20 protein-coding genes are annotated in these 19220 nt (G+C 33.8%); 17 read left to right on the top strand and 3 right to left on the bottom strand.

The window, feature by feature from the left end; all coding sequences use genetic code 11:
- The first annotated feature begins 16 nt into the window (after window positions 1-16).
- The 10 genes from deoC (at window position 17) to IRZ78_RS19155 (ending at window position 8205) form a co-directional block, all read left to right on the top strand.
- Entirely contained in the window at window positions 17-760 is a 744-nt protein-coding gene (gene deoC / locus IRZ78_RS19110) for a deoxyribose-phosphate aldolase (RefSeq protein WP_194618041.1), read from the top strand.
- Window positions 761-2902, top strand: coding sequence for an energy transducer TonB (locus IRZ78_RS19115; RefSeq protein WP_194618042.1), 2142 nt, complete (start codon window positions 761-763; stop codon window positions 2900-2902).
- 158 nt (window positions 2903-3060) lie between these two features.
- Window positions 3061-3963 (top strand): heme o synthase, encoded by a 903-nt coding sequence (gene cyoE / locus IRZ78_RS19120; protein WP_194618043.1) that lies wholly within the window; start codon window positions 3061-3063, stop codon window positions 3961-3963.
- An 8-nt stretch (window positions 3964-3971) separates the two neighbouring features.
- On the top strand, window positions 3972-4559 hold the full coding sequence (locus tag IRZ78_RS19125; protein ID WP_194618044.1) for a cytochrome c oxidase subunit 3: 588 nt from the start codon (window positions 3972-3974) through the stop codon (window positions 4557-4559).
- Window positions 4560-4601: 42 nt separating this feature from the next.
- Window positions 4602-5585, top strand: a complete 984-nt coding sequence (locus IRZ78_RS19130; protein ID WP_194618045.1) for a cytochrome c oxidase subunit 3 — start codon at window positions 4602-4604, stop codon at window positions 5583-5585.
- An 18-nt stretch (window positions 5586-5603) separates the two neighbouring features.
- A complete protein-coding gene (locus tag IRZ78_RS19135; protein WP_065452042.1) occupies window positions 5604-5954 on the top strand; it encodes a cytochrome C oxidase subunit IV family protein in 351 nt (116 codons plus the stop codon).
- 78 nt (window positions 5955-6032) lie between these two features.
- Window positions 6033-6674 (top strand): hypothetical protein, encoded by a 642-nt coding sequence (locus IRZ78_RS19140; protein WP_194618046.1) that lies wholly within the window; start codon window positions 6033-6035, stop codon window positions 6672-6674.
- Window positions 6675-6684: 10 nt separating this feature from the next.
- Complete coding sequence (locus tag IRZ78_RS19145) at window positions 6685-7374, top strand: SCO family protein (protein ID WP_194618047.1); 690 nt, start codon at window positions 6685-6687, stop codon at window positions 7372-7374.
- A gap of 2 nt (window positions 7375-7376) precedes the next feature.
- Entirely contained in the window at window positions 7377-7916 is a 540-nt protein-coding gene (locus IRZ78_RS19150; protein WP_194618048.1) for a DUF420 domain-containing protein, read from the top strand.
- Window positions 7909-8205, top strand: coding sequence for a hypothetical protein (locus IRZ78_RS19155; RefSeq protein ID WP_194618049.1), 297 nt, complete (start codon window positions 7909-7911; stop codon window positions 8203-8205). The genes IRZ78_RS19150 and IRZ78_RS19155 overlap by 8 nt, the downstream gene beginning before the upstream one ends.
- Here the strand turns inward: IRZ78_RS19155 and IRZ78_RS19160 are convergent.
- Both IRZ78_RS19160 and IRZ78_RS19165 read right to left on the bottom strand, forming a co-directional pair.
- Entirely contained in the window at window positions 8202-8834 is a 633-nt protein-coding gene (locus tag IRZ78_RS19160) for a hypothetical protein (protein WP_194618050.1), read from the bottom strand. The two genes, IRZ78_RS19155 and IRZ78_RS19160, sit on opposite strands and share 4 nt — an antisense overlap.
- A gap of 29 nt (window positions 8835-8863) precedes the next feature.
- Window positions 8864-10270: a DUF4403 family protein gene (locus IRZ78_RS19165; protein ID WP_194618051.1), complete on the bottom strand. Its 1407-nt coding sequence runs from the start codon at window positions 10268-10270 to the stop codon at window positions 8864-8866.
- A gap of 176 nt (window positions 10271-10446) precedes the next feature.
- On the opposite strand from IRZ78_RS19165, the gene IRZ78_RS19170 reads away from it, so the two are divergent.
- From IRZ78_RS19170 to tsaB, 7 genes are all read left to right on the top strand, one after another.
- Window positions 10447-11148 carry an ABC transporter ATP-binding protein gene (locus IRZ78_RS19170; protein ID WP_194618052.1) on the top strand — a complete coding sequence of 234 codons (702 nt, stop codon included), beginning with the start codon at window positions 10447-10449 and terminating at the stop codon, window positions 11146-11148.
- Complete coding sequence (locus tag IRZ78_RS19175) at window positions 11141-12385, top strand: ABC transporter permease (RefSeq protein ID WP_194618053.1); 1245 nt, start codon at window positions 11141-11143, stop codon at window positions 12383-12385. Before IRZ78_RS19170 ends, IRZ78_RS19175 begins: the two co-directional genes overlap by 8 nt.
- 2 nt (window positions 12386-12387) lie before the next feature.
- The gene (locus IRZ78_RS19180; protein WP_194618054.1) at window positions 12388-13656 is read left to right on the top strand and encodes an ABC transporter permease; all 1269 of its coding nucleotides are present in this window, start codon (window positions 12388-12390) and stop codon (window positions 13654-13656) included.
- A gap of 39 nt (window positions 13657-13695) precedes the next feature.
- Entirely contained in the window at window positions 13696-14811 is a 1116-nt protein-coding gene (locus tag IRZ78_RS19185; protein WP_194618055.1) for an efflux RND transporter periplasmic adaptor subunit, read from the top strand.
- Window positions 14812-14895: 84 nt separating this feature from the next.
- Window positions 14896-16281: a TolC family protein gene (locus IRZ78_RS19190; protein WP_194618056.1), complete on the top strand. Its 1386-nt coding sequence runs from the start codon at window positions 14896-14898 to the stop codon at window positions 16279-16281.
- 6 nt (window positions 16282-16287) lie between these two features.
- Complete coding sequence (locus IRZ78_RS19195) at window positions 16288-17580, top strand: efflux RND transporter periplasmic adaptor subunit (protein WP_194618057.1); 1293 nt, start codon at window positions 16288-16290, stop codon at window positions 17578-17580.
- A gap of 118 nt (window positions 17581-17698) precedes the next feature.
- Window positions 17699-18373 (top strand): tRNA (adenosine(37)-N6)-threonylcarbamoyltransferase complex dimerization subunit type 1 TsaB, encoded by a 675-nt coding sequence (gene tsaB, locus IRZ78_RS19200; protein ID WP_194618058.1) that lies wholly within the window; start codon window positions 17699-17701, stop codon window positions 18371-18373.
- 6 nt (window positions 18374-18379) lie between these two features.
- On the opposite strand, the gene IRZ78_RS19205 is transcribed toward tsaB, so the two are convergent.
- Window positions 18380-19192: a mechanosensitive ion channel domain-containing protein gene (locus IRZ78_RS19205; protein ID WP_194618059.1), complete on the bottom strand. Its 813-nt coding sequence runs from the start codon at window positions 19190-19192 to the stop codon at window positions 18380-18382.
- Window positions 19193-19220: the final 28 nt, after the last annotated feature.

The following is a 19220-nucleotide window of genomic DNA, read 5'->3' on the forward strand; positions in this document are numbered from 1 at the left end:
GCAATTCTATATCATCATGAATGTTAAGCAATATTTAGACTCGACCTACTTAAAAACTGCCTCGCAAGCCGGACTTTCGGATGCAGAAAATACTATTGTGGTTAAGAATGCAATTCAGGAAGCGATTGTTGAAGGTTTTAAATTGATAATGATCCGTCCTGAGCATGTAGTTTTGGCTAAGGAAATGATTGTAAAAGCCAATTCAACGTTATTAGTTGGCACGGTAATCGATTTTCCGGAAGGGAAAGAAAATCTGGAAACTAAAATTAAAGAAGCCAATAAAGCCATCGAAGATGGTGCAGACGATCTTCATTTTGTGTGCAACTATGAAGCTTTTAAAAACGGAGAAACTGATTTAGTAAAACAGGAAATCTTAATAGGAACCCAAATTGGCTTAGCAAACAATAAGACAGTAAAATGGATTATTGAAGTTGCGGCTTTAAACGATAAAGAAATTATTCAGCTTTCGGCTTTGATAAAAAATGTTGTCATATCTCATTTCAAAGAAGATGATTATGCTTCGGTTTTTGTGAAATCGTCAACTGGTTTTTATAAAACCCAGGATAATTTGCCCAACGGAGCGACAGTTCCTACTATTATAATGATGTTAGAAAATGCATCGCCTTTGTCAATAAAAGCTGCCGGAGGAGTTCGGTCTTATGACGATGCGATAGAAATGATTCGTTTAGGAGTTAAACGTATCGGAACTTCGGCTGCAAAAGCAATTGCAAACGGAGAAAATACCACAAATCAATATTAAATGAAAACCTACATTTACGTAAATAAGATTTTCCTATCTTTTATTTTGATGTTCTCTGCTTTATCTGCTTTTTCACAAGAGAATAATTCCTCTTCGGTTAAACAAGGTTTTACATCAGAACAATTTCCTGTTTTTGCAAATTGCGAAAATCTGCAGTCAAAAAAACTGGAGAATTGTTTTTATAAAGAAGTTCAGGATTTTGTATTTCAAAACTTTGAAGTTCCTGAAAATTTAAAACAAACAAATTATAAAGGCGAAGTAAAAGTGCTTTTTGAAGTAGATGCCAATGGAGAGTTTAAAGTCATTTATGTGAATGCTGCAAATGATGCATTATCAGAAGAAGCGAAACGTGTTTTTGAAAAATTTCCTAAAATAAAACCGTCAACCTATAACGGCAAGCCAACCTATTCAAAATATACAATTTCGATTGATGTGCCATTAAAAAGTGCTGATCAGATTGCTGCAGAAGCTTTGGCAGCAGCCCAAATTTTAAAACCAGTCGAAAAACCAATGACAGAACTCGATAGTATTGTATATAAAAAATACAATAATCCAGAGTTCGAAAGCCATTTGAATATCCCGTTTTCACATAGTTATTATGCGCAATTTGATGGCGCCATGAATCAGGTTGGGAGTAATAATCACACCGCATCAAAACCGTATACCTATGCTGAGGTTTCTAAGTATTACAACTTAAAGGCAGTAAACGAATCACTTCAAAAAAATGTTTCAACCTGGTTAGGAAGAAAATTCTGGAATGAAAATCTGGTTCAGATTCAGGGCGAAGATTATTGGCTGTCCTTAAATCCTATTCTTGATTTGCAATTGGGTAAAGCTTCAGATCTGGATGCTTCGTACACCTATGTAAATACACGAGCCTTAAATTTTAGGGGAGGTTTAGGAAAGAACCTTAATTTTACAACAACCGTTTTTGAAAGTCAGGGAAGATTTGCGGGTTATTATAATGATTATGCCGAAACGCTAAAACCTTCAGGAGGAAATCCGGCCATTATTCCGGGTATGGGAATTGCAAAAAGATTTAAAACTGATGGTTACGATTTTCCTTTAGCAGAAGCTAATATTACTTTTGCTCCAAGTAAGTTTTTTGATTTTCAGTTAGGATACGGAAGAAATTTTATAGGAGACGGATATCGTTCTTTGTTTGAAAGTGACGGTGCAAGTCCATATCCTTATTTTAAAATCAATACCAATTTCTGGAAAATAAAATATACCAACACCTATATGTGGCTTAAGGATGTTCGTCCTGATGTTACATTAGAAAAAACGTATGCGACAAAATTCATGGCGAATCATTATTTAAGCTGGAATGTGTCGAACAAACTAAATTTAGGATTTTTTGAATCTGTAGTCTGGACAGATACTAATAACAGAGGTTTTGATATTAATTTCGTGAACCCGATTATTTTTTATCGTTCAGTAGAATTTTCATCATCTTCAAGAAGCGGAAATGCACTTTTGGGAATGTCAGGAAAATACAAATGGAACAACAATGTAAACTTATATGCCCAGTTTTTATTGGATGAATTTTCAGTAGGAGATATGGCAGGCGGAGAAAACAGCTGGAAAAATAAATTTGGATATCAGTTAGGGGCAAAATACTTCAATGCTTTTAAGATAAAAGATTTGTTGCTGCAATTAGAGTACAATCATGTACGTCCTTATGTGTATTCGCATAGTGCTGTAATTACCAATTACGGACATAACAATCAAAGTATCGGGCATCAATGGGGCGGTAATTTTGAAGAGTTTGTTGCAATTGGACGTTATCATAAAGGACGTTATTATGCTGATGCTAAATTTACGGTTGGTAAAAGAGGTTTAGATTTTGATAGCGCCGAAGACAGCTATAATTACGGAGGGAATATTTATAAAAGTTACGATGTAGACCGACCTTATGATAAAGGTGTAAAAGTAGGGCAGGGAAACAAAACAAATGTTTTTATTGCCGATATTCAGGGAGGTTATGTGGTAAACCCAATGACAAATTTAAAGTTTTTTGGAAGCTTTCTGTATAGAAATTTTGATCCAACTCAGGAAACAGCAACTACTTTTAAGCAAAGTACTACCTGGTTTACCGTCGGATTGCGTTCTGATATCTTTAATTGGTATTTTGATTACTAGTTTTTAATAAGATTTTTCGAAATAATTGTGTTAAAGATTTGCAAGTCCTTATTCTGTAAAGGTTTTATTGAAAAAAAATCTAATTTTATAGGTCAGTATTCTACAATCTAATTTGTACATTTGCACCACTCAAAAAAAACATACAAACAAATACCGTATTGAACGCTACTAAAAATACATTTTCAATCAAATCAATATTTAACGATTTCAAAGAGATTACCAAGGCTGGTTTAGCGATCAGTGTATTGTTCTCTTCGATTGCCGGATATTTGTTAGGTGTTAATGATGAACATCCTTTTAAATGGAGTGTTTTACTGGTTTTGATGATTGGTGGATATTGCATGGTTGGGGCTTCGAATGCTTTTAATCAGGTAATCGAAAAAGATATCGATTCATTAATGGATCGTACTAAAAATCGTCCGGTTCCTTCAGGACGTATGTCACCAAAAATGGCTTTGTTTGTAGCGAGTTTGCTAACCATTATTGGTATTGCATTATTGTATACCATCAATGCAAAGTCGGCAATGTTTGCTGCGATTTCAATATTTTTATATACCAGTGTTTATACACCTTTAAAAACAGTAACTTCGTTATCGGTTTTTGTGGGTGCTTTTCCGGGGGCAATTCCGTTTATGTTAGGCTGGGTTGCGGCAACAGGAGAATTTGGTATCGAGGCGGGAACACTTTTTTTAATTCAGTTCTTCTGGCAGTTCCCTCATTTTTGGGCTATTGGCTGGTTTTTATATGAAGATTATGAAAAGGCCGGGATATTTATGCTGCCAACGGGTAGAAAGGACAGAAAGACAGCTTTGCAGATTATTTTATATACAGTTTGGCTTATTATAGCATCATTGCTGCCTTCTTTAGGATTTACAGGACAATTATTTATATCGCCAATTGCAGCAATATTAGTGTTTTTATTGGGTTTATGGATGTTGTTTTATGCAGTGCGTTTGTACAAGTTGCGAACTGCAAAAGCGGCAAGAACATTAATGCTGGTAAGCGTTTCGTATATTTCGTTACTGCAAATTGTATTTATAGTAGATAAATTTTTAAGATAGTTATGGAAATGACAATGACAATGACAACAGGTGAAGAGCAATTAAGAAAAGCGAAATCAGCAAAACTGATTTTGTTATTTGCAATGGTGAGCATGACAATGATGTTTGCCGGACTTACAAGCGCATTTGTGGTAAGTAAATCCAGAGCCGACTGGTTGAAGAATTTCGAATTACCAACGGCATTTTATTATAGTACTGCAGTAATTATTGGTTGCAGTGTTTCTTTTTATCTGGCAAAAAAAGCCATTCAAAAAGATAATAGAGGTGCAACTACAGCATTACTTTTGGGGACATTGGCTTTAGGGGTTTTATTTGTAGTTTTACAGTTTGTAGGTTTTGGACAAATCGTAAAAAGCGGTTATTATTTTACTGGAGAAGGTAGTTCAATTACTACAACTTTTCTTTATGTAGTTACTGTAACACACCTATTACACTTGGCTGGAGGTTTGATTTCACTTTTAATTATAATTTATAATCATTTTAAACAAAAATACAATTCGACTCAAACTCTTGGTATAGAACTAGGTGCGATGTATTGGCACTTTTTGGATTTATTATGGGTATATTTATTTTTATTTTTATATTTCTTTAAATAAGAAAAAAACGTAAATTTGGGAACTTTTTAACGAATATCTTTTATGGAAGCGACAGTTACTACTGCAAACAACGAAAAAAATTGGGGAGGCGGGCATGAGATCCAGCCATTAGGAGCAAGTTATGGTAAAATGATGATGTGGTTTTTTATCGTATCAGATGCCTTGACGTTCTCTGGATTTTTAGCAGCATATGGTTTTTCTCGATTTAAATTTATCGAAACCTGGCCTTTGGCGGATGAAGTGTTTACTCACTTCCCATTTATGCACGGTGTTTCGGCTCCAATGTATTATGTGGCCTTAATGACTTTTATTTTGATTTTCTCATCTGTAACAATGGTTTTGGCTGTTGATGCAGGTCACCAATTGAAAAAAACAAAAGTCGCAATCTATATGTTCTTAACTATTATTGGAGGTATGATTTTCGTAGGTTCTCAAGCTTGGGAATGGAAAAACTTCATTAAAGGAGAATATGGTGCTGTTGAAACAGTAGGAGGAAGCTTATTGCAGTTCGTTGATAAAGATGGTAAAAGAGTTGCTCTTGCAGATTTTGCTGTAACATTGCCAAATCAACCAGAAGCACTTACCAGAGCGAAATCAACATGGTTTATGGAAAGTGCTGAGACAGTACCAACCTATTCAGTAGCTGATATTCAGGCTGGTTTTAAAGCACATCCTGAATTATTAATCAGAACAGAGCATCTTACTGAAAAAAAGAAAAAAACAGTTTTGTCAAGAGCAGAATCTGAAGAGCGTTTAGCTGCTGCAAAATATGTTGTAGAAGGAGCGAACTTGACAAGGAATGAATACGGAAGTAAATTATTTGCTGATTTCTTTTTCTTTATTACAGGATTCCACGGTTTCCACGTAATTTCAGGTATCATCATTAATATCATTATTTTCTTTAATGTATTATTAGGTACTTACGAAAAAAGAAGAAGCTACGAAATGGTAGAGAAAGTTGGTTTATACTGGCACTTTGTCGATTTAGTTTGGGTATTTGTATTTACAGTTTTCTACTTAGTTTAATTTTAGATTTTAATTATTATGTCACACGAACACGTATCAAATACAAAAAGAATCTGGTTTGTTTTTGGATTACTATCAGCAGTAACTACAGTAGAAGTTATCCTTGGTATTATTAAACCAGCATCATTAGAATTTACTCATTTTTTAGGTTTGAATTTGTTAAACTGGATATTTTATATCCTGACAATATTCAAAGCATATTATATAGTATGGGCATTTATGCACATGGAAGGTGAAAAAAGCAGCCTTAGATGGTCAGTTGTTTCACCAGTTATTTTCCTAGTTTTATATTTATTGTTTATTCTGTTAACAGAAGGACATTATATTTATGGGGTTTTTAAAGATTCTACTATTAAATGGAATTTTTAACATGATATTAATTCGAAAAGAGTCCCGATAACATCGGGATTTTTTTATTTTTGTACCTCAATAACTTCCGGTAATAAAATGAAAAAAAATATAGTTCTCTTTGTCCTTTTTGTTTTGCCAATTGTAGCCTATTTGTTTTTTGCTTCAGGTGTAAATAGCTTTACTAAACTTCCAATAATAACTCCTAAAATTGCCGACTTTGGTAATTGGAAATCCCTTAAAGGAGAAAAAGTAACCTTAGATAATAAAATTACAATTCTTGGTTTTTCAGGAAATGAGATTTTAAAAAACAGAGGTAACTTTTTCAATCTAAACGAAAAAATTTATCAACGTTACAATGGTTTCAAAGATTTACAATTTGTAGTGGTTTGCCCTTTGGGGACAGAGAAAGATGCAGAGAAAATTGTAGAATCATTAGGAGCTTTTACTGACGTTTCGGGCTGGCATTTTGTTTTTGCTTCTCCTGAAGAGATTAAGGTGTATTATGATCAATTGCACCTAAAAGGAAAGTTAGATCAAAACCTTGGTACTTCAAATGTGTATATCGTAGATAAAGAACGAAATTTAAGAGGACGAAAAGATAAAGAAGAATATAAGGAAGGTTATAATACTTTTCATCCTTCAGAGTTGAGCAATGAAATGCTTGACGATTTCAAAATTATTCTATACGAATATCGTGCAGCTCTAAAAAAGAACCACAACGCAACAAAAGAACTTTAATCTTTATATCATGTTTAAAAATAAATCATATATCGGAATTTCGTTTATTATTTTAATTTTCGGAATTTATGCCGTACCTAAAATTGTTGACAGAATATCAAATGGCGAAGTTGTAAAAGGCAATCGTTTAGATAACGTGGGATTAAAAAATTCTAAGGCTGATGCGAAGCTGATTACAATTGGACCGGCACCTAAATTTGAATTAACGAATCAGGATAACATTAAAGTTTCAAACGACACCTACAAAGGCAAAGTTTACGTTCTGGAGTTTTTCTTTACTACATGCCCGTCAATTTGTCCAAAGATGAATTTAAGCATGTTGGAGATCGAGAAAACTTTCTTTGGGAATCCAAACTTCGGGATCGTGTCGATAACTATAGATCCTGATCATGATACACCAAAGGTTCTAAAAGATCATGCAAAACTATTGGGAGTAAAATCTTCTAACTGGAATTTTCTAACAGGTGATAAAGCTACTATTATGGATTTATCAAATAAAGGTTTTAATCTTTATGCCGGCGAGAATGAAAAAGTAAGCGGTGGTTTCGAGCATTCAGGTTTATTTGCATTGATTGATAAAGATGGAAATATTCGTTGCAGAAAAGATGAATTTGGAAACCCAAACATCTATTACGACGGACTGGATAAAAAAGGAGTTAGAGATATTCAGGAAGATATTAAAATATTATTAGCAGAATAAAGATGGAAGATCATTCATTAGAAAAAAAATATAGCAAACTTATTGTTGCAGTTTCAATTATTATTCCGGTTGTAGTGGCTATTTTGTTCGGAGTTAAATTAAAAGATTTCGGTGTTAATGTAGAGCCGCTTTCATTTTTACCTCCAATTTATGCAACAACAAATGGTATTACGGCGATTGTTTTAGTTTGGGCCGTAATCGCTATTAAAAACGGGAAACAAAAGCTTCACGAACGTTTAATGACTTTTGCTATTGCATTATCAGTGGCGTTTTTAGTCATGTACGTAGCGTATCATATGACTGCTGATTCTACCAAATTTGGTGGCGAAGGTGCAATACGATATATTTATTTCTTTATTTTAGTAACACATATATTGTTGTCTATTGCAATTATACCTCTTGTATTAATAACCTATGTGAGAGCTCTTGCAAAACGTTTTGACAGACACAGAAAAATAGCTAAAATAACATTTCCGCTTTGGTTGTACGTTGCAGTTACAGGTGTAGTGGTTTACTTAATGATTTCTCCTTATTATGTTTAAAATGGAAAATAGAATAAAGAATAAAGAAAACAGAAAGGCTGATAGAAATAGATTTATGAATTTTTTCTCAACGAAAATATTCTATATTCTATTCTCTTTTTTCTTTTCTCTTGCAGCTAACGCTCAATGTGCAATGTGTCGCGCTGCACTTGCAGGAGATTCGAATACTAAGAAAGCTGAAGCTGTAAATAACGGAATTGTTTATTTGATGGTGATTCCTTATTTATTGGTCGTTGTAATTGGAGTTCTTGTTTATAGAATGTACAAATCGAAAACAAAAAAAGTTTAGTTTGTATCTTCATTTTCAGTTGAATCGCAATAGTCATTATAATAATAAATCATCTTAGGAATGTTTTTTTTATTGAATTGACCATTGTTGATTTTTTCGATTACTTTTTCGCAATCTGAAAAATATATTTTTGCACGAAATTTAAAACTAAAAGTAATGTCAGTGGCAAATTCTGCATTTTTTCGTTGTACATAATACTTCTCTTTTAACTCCTCAGATGTAGTTCTGGTCATCGGCATTGTCGCTATTGGTAAGGAGAGTCCGTTGCTTCCGAATGCTAATCTAGAATCCCCGTTGCTTTTGTATATTAACTTAGAATCTTTGTATAAGGTTATGTTTCCTTCCTCGATAACTTCCATTAATTTTGGATCTTTATTTTTTTCAAATTTAACGTATACGTACTTTTCAGAATAACCGTATCCCGAAAAAAGTAATCCTTTAGCAATGTCATGACTCCATTTGCTGGGTTTATCTTCTTCTTTTACTTTGAAATAAATGGTGTTGCCTTTAATTTCTCCAAAACCTTTAACAGAAGTACTATCGTTAAAAATAATGGTAGCTTCTCTATAATCCTGGCTAAATGCGGTATTGATAAAAAATAGAAATAATAGCTGAAATAGTGGTTTCATTCAGATCAAGGTTTGTTTTGTTACTAATATTATTTCAATCCATCAACAGAAACATTTACCGTTCCGTTAATTTTTATAAAAGCGATAATTGCCTGATTGGTCAGCTGGATTTTATCAAACTGAATATCTTCCATTTTTCCATTCACAAAAACACCAGGCATTGGCGAATAGTTTTTAAGATAATTGGCCATGGTCTTTTTACCTTCTTCTAAATTGGGCTGAATCGAGTAACGGCAGCTTTCTTCCATTTTTCTTAATATATAACCCTGGCCCAACCAGCTTGCGGTTCTCATTAATTTGCTTTTTGTGTCTAAAACATAATCGAGGTTTTCAAAATAAATTTCTTTTGTTTGAGGGTTGTATTGTGGAACTCCGTTTAAGTAAAGTGTTCCGTTTATTGATCCTAAAACATCAAGCGCAATAACCATTTTACCATTTTTGTGCCAGATCGAAACATTTTTTACAGTAATTTTTTTTCCGCCGGAACCAAATTCCTGACCTGCAAAATTTTTGGTCATGATCTTTGAAGCATCCATATAAGTTGAAATAGCGGCGATATTCGCCGAAATTTGATTTGGAATTTTTGTGACTGGCTTCAATACAATTTTACTGGCACTGTATCTGGATTCAGGTTGTTTCCCTACGATAGTTTCCATATTGCATTTCATTCCCATGTCTAGTAGAAACAAATCGTTCTTAAGTTTGGCATTGGTAGAATAGACTTCAATAGGAACAATTCTTAGCCAGCTCTCATAAGTATCACTCATCTGGAATGGCGTACAGATTTTTTCTAATGCCGTTAAAACATTTGGTTTAAAATCCATCGACTGTTCGATCGCTTCATCAATTTTCTTTTCAATTTTAGACTTAAAAATAGAAATTGCGGGATTTACTAAATAAGTGATTGGCATACTTTTTCCAAATACCATCATTGTAGGGCTTTCATTCCAGTCTAAAGATTTGAATTCGGTTTTTGTATTTAATTTCCAGTTCGTTAAAGCTACTTCGCTGGATAAAGTGATTACTCCGTTTAAGTTAAATTCTCTAATGTCGTAAAGTTCTACTCCAAGTTTTTTTGTGCCTATTCTATATTTGATAGTGGCTTTTAGAGGTAGAATTGTTTTTATTTTTTTGTTCGGGTTTGCAGGATCGTTCTGAATTTTTATTGGAGCCTGTTTCCAGATCTTCATTTCGATATCATCATCTTCGATATTATTGTCTTCATAAATTAAACCATTCAATAAAGAATTGGTTTGATTTTGAATGTCGCTCAGTTTTACTGTGATAGGCAAATTGATAAACGAAGGATTCGCATCGTAAACTAACGGACTTGCATCATCCGGTTCTGGTTTTAGGGTTTCTAGTTTTTGAGTTGTAGAACAACTGGTAGCAACGGTAAGTACCGTAAATAGAGAGATAATTGAAAAAAACTTCATCGTTAAGATTTTTTTAAGTGATGCAAAATTAAGAAAACAATTATATTATCTTAAAAAAGTGTAACAATAGATAGAGAATTGAGTCTTATTGTAATAACTAAACGGAATTATTAACGTTTCATTATCATAAATTACTTAATAAAAATGTTATTATTGTTTTAAAATTTAACAATACCATGATCGAAATCAAAGATTTGCATAAGTCCTATAAAATGGGAAATTCAGAGTTACATGTGTTAAAAGGCATTAATTTTAATATCGAAGAAGGAGAATTAGTGGCGATTATGGGATCGTCAGGATCTGGAAAATCTACGCTCTTAAATATTTTAGGAATTCTTGATGAAGCAGATTCGGGTAGTTATATTTTAGACAAGACTCCAATTAAAAATCTAAACGAAACAATAGCGTCCAGATATCGAAATAAATTTTTAGGGTTTGTATTTCAGTCATTCAATTTAATAAATTATAAAACAGCACTTGACAACGTGGCGATGCCTTTGTATTATCAGGGTATAAAGCGAAAAGAACGTTACGAGATTGCAATGAAATATTTAGAGAAAGTAGGCTTAGGCTCGCATTCACATCATTTACCAAATGAACTTTCAGGAGGTCAAAAACAGCGTGTTGCAATAGCCAGGGCATTAGCTTCAAACCCGAAAGTTTTATTGGCCGATGAGCCAACAGGAGCTTTGGATACAAAAACTTCTTATGAGGTTATGGAACTTATTCAGGGAATTAATGATGAAGGAAAAACAATTCTAATCGTTACACACGAACCTGATATTGCTGCAATGTGCAAAAGAAATGTGGTCCTGAAAGATGGATTAATTATCGATGATAAAAAAGTAGAACAAGTTAGAGCGTCATCTTATGTTTAATATTGAACGTTGGCAAGAAATCTTTGAAGCAATCTCTAAGAACCGTTTGAGAACATTTCTTACCGGAGTTTCTGTAGCTTCGGGAATTTTTATTTTGGTGATTTTGCTTGGTGCAGGTAAAGGACTTCAGAACGGAATTCAAAAACAATTCGAACAAGATGCTGTCGGAATTATTGTAGTTTGGTCCGGTACGACAACAAAACCGTATAAGGGATTAAATCCGGGAAGACAAATTCAATTTAGAAATGGGGATTATAACGCATCTGTACAGAAATTTGAAGATAAATTAGACTTAAGATCTGCCAGCTATAATTTCTGGGGAGGTGCTTTTTCGTACGGTAAAGAATCAGGTAGTTATCAGTATAAAGGAGTTGATCCGGATTTTTCAGGTGTAGAGAATCTTACTGTTGTTCAGGGGCGATTTATAAATAGCAGTGATCTTGCCAATAACGAGAAAGTAGCTGCTATTGGAATGAAAGTAAAAACAGATTTATTTAAAGACAGTGATCCTTTAGGTAAAGAAATTTTAATAAATAATGTCAATTTTAAAGTCGTAGGGGTTTTTACAGATCCGGGAGGTGAAAGAGAAGAAGCGAGAGCTTATTTGCCAAAGACCACTGTACAAAGAGCATTTGGAGGCGGAGATAAAATAAGTAATTTATTTTTTACCTTAAAAAAGACAGATAATTATGATCAGGCACTGGCGCAATCTCAAAAATTCACTCAGGATTTAAAGGATCTGCTTAAGAGTAGAAATACGGTAGCTCCTAATGATGATAGTGGTGTTGGTATTTTTAATTCTGTAGAAGAGGGAAAGAAGTTTTATGATTTAAACCTTTACATCAGATTATTTTTCTGGTGGGTAGGTATTTGTACTATTATTGCCGGAGTTGTAGGAGTAAGTAATATCATGCTTATTATAGTAAAAGAAAGAACTAAAGAAATTGGGATTAGAAAGGCTTTAGGGGCTTCTCCATTTTCTATTATCTCTATGATACTCCACGAATCTATTTTTATTACCACTATTGCCGGTTTTGTTGGATTGTTGGCAAGTTTATTATTGTTAGAAATTGTAGGGCCGATGGTTCAAAGTGAATATTTTAGAAATCCTGAAGTCGATTTCAGTGTAGCCTTAACTACATTGGCATTGCTAGTCTTTGCAGGTGCAATGGCCGGATTTTTCCCGGCATACAGAGCAGCTAAAATAAAACCTATTGTAGCACTTAGAGACGAATAATTATGTTTAAGAAAGATAATTGGGACGAAATTTTACAGGCCTTAACAGCCAACGTTTTCAGAACGGTCCTAACTGCATTTGGAGTATTTTGGGGAATATTTATTTTGGTAATATTACTTGCAGCGGGAAAAGGTCTCGAAAATGGAGTAAAAAAAGGTTTTGACGGAATAGCGACTAATACTATGTTTATGTGGAGTCAAACCACATCAAAAGCCTATAAAGGTTTGCCTAAAACACGTCGTTATGATTTTAGAAATAGTGATGTTGCAAAGCTAAAAGCGGCTTTCCCTGATTTGTTGTACGTTTCGCCCAGAAATCAGTTGGGAGATTCTGGTAACGGAACCAATAATGTGGTACGTGGTACAAAAACTTCTGCTTTTTCTGTTTACGGAGATTATCCGGAATTGATCAAACAACAGCCAATGGATATCATAAAAGGGCGTTTTGTAAATCAACAAGATATCGAACAGAGAAGAAAGGTAGCGGTGATTGGAAAAGGAGTTATTAGTGAACTTTATGGAAAAGAAGAAGATGCTGTTGGGACTTACCTGAAAATAAACGGAATCAATTTTATGGTAGTGGGAGTTTATAATTCTAAGCAAACCGGTGGAAATGCAGAGGAAGAACAAAAGAATATATTTGTTCCCTTTACTACTTTTCAGCAAGCTTTTAATTATGGTGACAAAGTAGGATGGATGGCTCTTACAGCACGAGATGAAGTTTCTATTACAGATTTAAAACCAAAAATTTTAGAACAAATAAAAGCGCTTCATTCTGTACATCCAAAGGATGATCGCGCAGTTGGAAATTTTGATTTATACGAACAATTTGGTAAAGTGCAAAGTTTGTTTGATATCTTAAAAATCATTGCTTATTTTGTAGGATCTTTAGTGCTTATTTCCGGAGTAATCGGAATCTCCAATATTATGCTGATTGTAGTTAAAGAACGTACTAAAGAAATAGGAATTCGAAGAGCATTAGGAGCAACGCCCGGAGCAATTCGGGGCCAGATTTTATCAGAATCTATATTTTTAACCATTATCTCAGGTATGTTTGGCGTTGCTGTAGCAACCGGGGTGATTGCACTGCTAAATATGGCATTAGAGTCGATGCCGCCGGGAAGTAATACTATGTTTGCTAATCCAAGTGTAGATTTAAGAGTTGTATTTGTTGCTTTATTAATATTAGTAGGATCAGGTTTGCTGGCAGGATTTATTCCGGCGCAAACCGCAATTAATGTAAAGCCTGTAGATGCTTTACGAACAGAATAAATTATCAATCAAAATATAATCGATTAAACCAAAAACAAAATGAAAAAAGGAGTAACCGTAACCATTTTAATCTTTATTGCTATAGTTTTCTTTGGCGCACTTTACTATTTGTATGCCAAAAACCAACAATCTCCAATTGTTTTTCAAACTGAAAAAGCAGAGGTTAAAACGATCGTAAAAACGGCAATTGCAACCGGTAACATTCAGCCTGATGAAGAAGTTCTAATCAAACCAAACATCTCAGGTATTATAGAAGAAGTGTATATCAAAGCGGGAGAGAAAATCAAAGCGGGAGATATGATTGCCAAAATTAGAGTGGTAGCTAACGTATCGAATGTTAGTAATACTCAAAATCAGGTACAAACAGCTAAAATTGCTTTAGACAATCAGGAAAAAATCTATAAAAGACAAAAAACATTGTTTGATAAAGATGTAATTTCTGCAAATGATTTTGATGCAGCACAATTGGCCTATACGCAGGCTAAACAAAATTATCTGGCTGCAAAACAAAGCCTGGATATTGTAAAAACAGGAACAACCACATCATTAGGTAATTATGCCAATACTCTAATTCGTTCAACAGTAACAGGAATGGTTTTAGCGGTTCCGGTAAAAGTAGGAAATCAGGTTATTGAAAGTAATAATTTTAATGAAGGAACTACAATTGCAAGTGTTGCCGATGTTGGAAGAATGATTTTTATTGGAAAAATTGACGAATCTGAAGTAGGTAAAATCAAAGAACAAATGCCAATTGAAATTACAGTTGGAGCTATCGAAAACAAAAAATTCGAAGCGTCTTTAACGGATATTGCCCCAAAAGGAGTAGTAGAAAACGGAGCGATTCAGTTTGAAATAAAAGCCAAATTAGAAAATAGAGATGCGACCTTTATCAGAGCTGGTTTAAGCGCAAATGCGTCTATCATTTTAGAGAAGGCTGATAAAGTACTGGCTGTTAAAGAATCATTGGTGCAATTTGATAAAAAAACACAAAAGCCATATGTTGAGGTAGAAACGGCTCCTCAAAAATTTAAAAGGCAAGATCTCGTTTTAGGAGTTAGCGACGGAATTTATGTTCAGGTGAAAAGTGGACTTAAAAACACGGATAAAATTAAAATCTGGAATCAGGGTTTAATTAATGAAGGAGAGAAAAAATAATTTGAAAGTATAAAAAGAGTTTTTGGTTTTAAAAAATGTTAAATTTGCGTAGCATTGTTTTTACTGCGCTTTCATTCAAAATATATGAAAATAAATAAATATAATAGTCTTGTTTTTGCCATGCTTTTCGGGTTTGGTTTATCATCTCAGGCACAATCAAAACAATGGACATTAGAAGAATGCGTACGTTATGCATTAGATAATAATATCACAATAAAATTATCAGAATTAGATGTAAAGAATGCAGCAATTGATAAAAAAGGTGCATTTGGTAATTATCTTCCAACGGTAAACGGAGATGCTTCGCACTCCTGGAATATAGGTCTTAACGTAAACCCTGTAACCAATATCGCTACCACTCAGACTACACAATATTCTTCAGTGGCAGTTAATGCAGGGATTGATATCTATAAAGGGTTGCAAAATCAAAATACGTATCGAAGAGCTAAGCTTTCTATTATAGCATCAAAATATCAATTATTGAAAATGCAGGAAGATATTTCGTTGAATGTGGCTAATGCATTTTTGGAAATTCTTTTTAATAAAGAAAATTTAAAAGTAAAAAAAGAGCAATTATCGATTGATCAAAAACGTTTGGCCCGTTCTCAGGAAATGGTGAATGCAGGAACAATTCCTCGAGGTGATTTGTATGATTTAAAAGCTACTGAGGCAACAGATCAGCAAGCTATAATTATTGCTGAAAACAGTTTATTAATTTCTAAATTAAGTTTAGCACAGCTTTTACAATTAAAAGAATTTGCAGATTTTGATGTTGTAGATGATACAAACGCAAAAGATGAAAATAATATTCTGGCGCAGACTCCGGTTGATATTTATAACAAAGCCAAAGAAATAAGAACAGAGTTAAAATTAGCCCAAACAAATCTTGAAGTAGCGGAGAAAAATGTTGCTATTGCAAGAGGTGCTTATCAGCCAACACTTAGAGGTTTTTATCAATTCAGCACAAGAGCCAGTTATAGCGACAGAATTATAGGAGTTGATGCTAATGACCAGCCGGTTTTAGCAGGTCCGCTGCCAATTTTTGATCAGTTTAGTGATAACAAAGGACATAACTTTGGTTTTCAATTGAGTGTGCCTATTTTTAATGGTTTCTCAGTTAAAAATAATGTTGAACGAAATAAAGTAAGTTTAGAGAAATCTAAAATAGATTTAGAGCAAAAAAGTTTAGATTTGCAACGTAACGTTTACACTGCTTTTACGGATGCAAAAGGAGCTTTAAATGCATATGAATCATCAACGGTAACCTTAGAGGCAAGACAACAGGCTTACAACTATGCAAAAGAAAAGTATGATGTAGGTTTGATGAATTCATTTGATTTTACTCAGGCTCAAACCTTGTTAACCAATGCTCAGTCAGACGTTATCAGAACAAAATACGATTACATGTTTAAAATAAAAATACTTGAATTCTACTTTGGAATTCCAATAGTTCCAATTATCACAAAATAATTTATTATGTCAAAAAAAACAATTTATTTCTTACTGGGTGGTGCGGTAGTCATTATCGCAGTTTTAATTGGTCTTTCGAAAGCAGGAGTAATAGGAAATAAAGATGAAGGAAAAGAAGTTGAGGTTTCAAAAGTAATCGCTTCAACCATTATTGAAACGGTATCTGCAACTGGTAAAATTCAACCCGAAATAGAGGTGAAACTTTCATCGATGGTTTCAGGTGAAATTATTGCACTAAATGTAAAAGAAGGACAGGTTGTAAAAAAAGGAGATTTGCTGGTTAAAATAAATCCTGATTTATATACCTCAGGATTAGATCGTTCTGTTGCAAATTTATCAGGAACTAAAGCAGGTTTAACACAGTCTGAAGCCAGTTACAAAGAAGCAAAAGCAAGTTACGAGCGTAATAAGACTCTGTATGATAAAGGAGTAATTTCAAAATCTGATTGGGACAAAGCTATTTCGACTTATGAAGTAGCCAAAGCAACAAGACAGAATGCTTACTATAATGTTCAGAGTGCTTCGGCATCTGTTACAGAAGCAAAAGATAATTTAGGACGTACTTTGATTTATGCTCCTGCTGACGGAACAATTTCTGTTTTAAATGTTGAATTGGGAGAGCGTGTTTTGGGAACGCAACAAATGGCAGGAACAGAACTTTTGAGAGTAGCAAACCTAAACAATATGGAAGTTGAAGTTGACGTTAACGAAAATGATATTGTAAAAGTAAAAATTGGCGATGAAGCAAATGTTGAAGTTGATGCTTATCTAAAAAAGAAATTCAGAGGCACAGTAACCAGTATTTCTAACTCTGCAAGTACAACACTAACATCAGATCAGGTAACTAATTTTAAAGTAAAAGTTCGTATCCTCAAAGAATCATATCAGGATTTGCTGGAAGGACAGCCAAATACTTATTCGCCTTTTAGACCAGGAATGACGGCAACTGTCGATATTATTACAAGAACTAAGAATAATGTTCTGGCAGTGCCAATTAGTTCTGTAGTGGTAAAATCAGATACTACTGCTGTAAAAGATTTTAAAGTGGAAGATCCGAATGATGATAAAAAAGCAACTCCAAAAAGCGATAAAAAGTTCGAATGCGTTTTTGTAAAAGTAGGAGACAAAGCTAAAATCAGAGTTATTAAAACAGGTATTCAGGACGATACAAATATTGAAGTAATGACAGGATTAAAACCGGGTGATGTAGTAATTACTGGACCGTATACAACGGTTTCTAAAGAACTAAATTCGGGTGATAAAGTCAAGCTTAAAAGTGCCGATTTACCTAAAAAATAGTAAGATATTCTAAAGAAATAATAATGCCAGAATGAGCGAAGTGGAAGTCTTCGAAAGTATAAAGGACTTCTACTTCGCTTAGTGTGACATAAATAATAACATTAAAAAAATAAACACATTGTCTTTTATCCTAAATATAGAAACGGCTACTAAAAATTGCTCAGTGTCCATTGCTAAAAATGGGGCAACAATTGTATGTAAAGAAATTGCAGAAGAAGGCTATTCTCACGCCGAAAAACTGCATGTTTTTATAGAAGAAGTAATTGCTGAGGCAGGAATTTCGGCTCAGGATTTAGCAGCTGTTGCCGTAAGTCAGGGCCCTGGTTCATACACGGGTTTACGAATTGGAGTTTCGGCAGCAAAAGGATTGTGTTTTGCTTTAAATATTCCTTTAATTGCGATTGATACCTTGCAGACTTTAGCTTCACAGGCAAAAGTTAGTGACGGAAAAATTATTCCGATGCTGGACGCGAGAAGAATGGAGGTTTACAGCGAAGTTTTTAATGCCAGTTTAGAAGTAGAAAGAGGAATAGAAGCAGAAGTAATCACCGAAGATTCTTTTGCATCATATACAGAAACGGTTTATTTTGTAGGTGATTGTGCCGATAAATGCAAACCGGTTTTAACTAAAGAAAACTTCATATTTTTAGAAGAAATCAAATTTCCATCTGCTGCTGCAATGAGTAAAATCAGTTATGATAAATATCAAAAAAGCGACACTGTAGATGTCGCTTATTTTGAACCGTATTATTTAAAAGATTTTATGATGGCGCCTCCATCAAAAAAACAATAAACTATTTTATTTTTCAATTGTAAACGGCTGAAATGAAATTCCGGCTTCGTCTAAAGCTATTTTGCAATTTTCTAAAGTATCTGAAAAAACAGATCCATAATCTGCTTTTTTTGCCCAAGGCCTTACTGCAAAATCAACAGAGTTTGTTGTTAGATTCTTTACAGAAACTTCTGGTGCCGGCTTTTTAAGTACTTTAGGGTTATTGTTTAAAACATCTAAAAGAATCTCTTTTACTTTTTTAATATCAGAGTCGTACGAAACTGAAAATGTAAAATCGGCTCTTCGTTCTCCCTGCATAGAGTAATTGATAATGGTCCCGTTTGATAAAGCACCATTAGGTACAAAAACAGTTTGATTATTACCCATAAGCATCTTGGTAACAAAAATTTGAATTTCGACTACAGTTGCTACAACTCCTTGTGCTTCGATCGTATCGCCAACTTTAAAAGGTTTAAAAACGATAATTAACATTCCTCCTGCAAAATTAGAAAGCGAACCTTGCAATGATAAACCTACTGCAAGTCCCATGGCACCTAAAATGGCAACAAATGACGAAGTTCCAATTCCAAGTTTGTCAATAACTGTTACAAATAATAAAATTCGGAGTGCCCATATTAAGATGTCCGAAAGAAACCTTGTTAAGGTAGGATCTAAATTTCTTTTGATCATTACCTTTGTAATAATTCTGTTTATTAACCTGATGGCATAGATACCAACAAACAAAATAATAAATGCCGAGATTAATTTAGGAGCATAGTCAACTAATATGTCAATAAATTTAGTAATGTAATTGCTAACCTGGTCTGGGTTCATGTTCATGTTTTTCGAATAAAAAAACCTTCTCAAA

Source organism: Flavobacterium sp. CSZ, assembly GCF_015350725.1.
In the GTDB taxonomy this organism is placed as follows: Bacteria; Bacteroidota; Bacteroidia; order Flavobacteriales; family Flavobacteriaceae; genus Flavobacterium.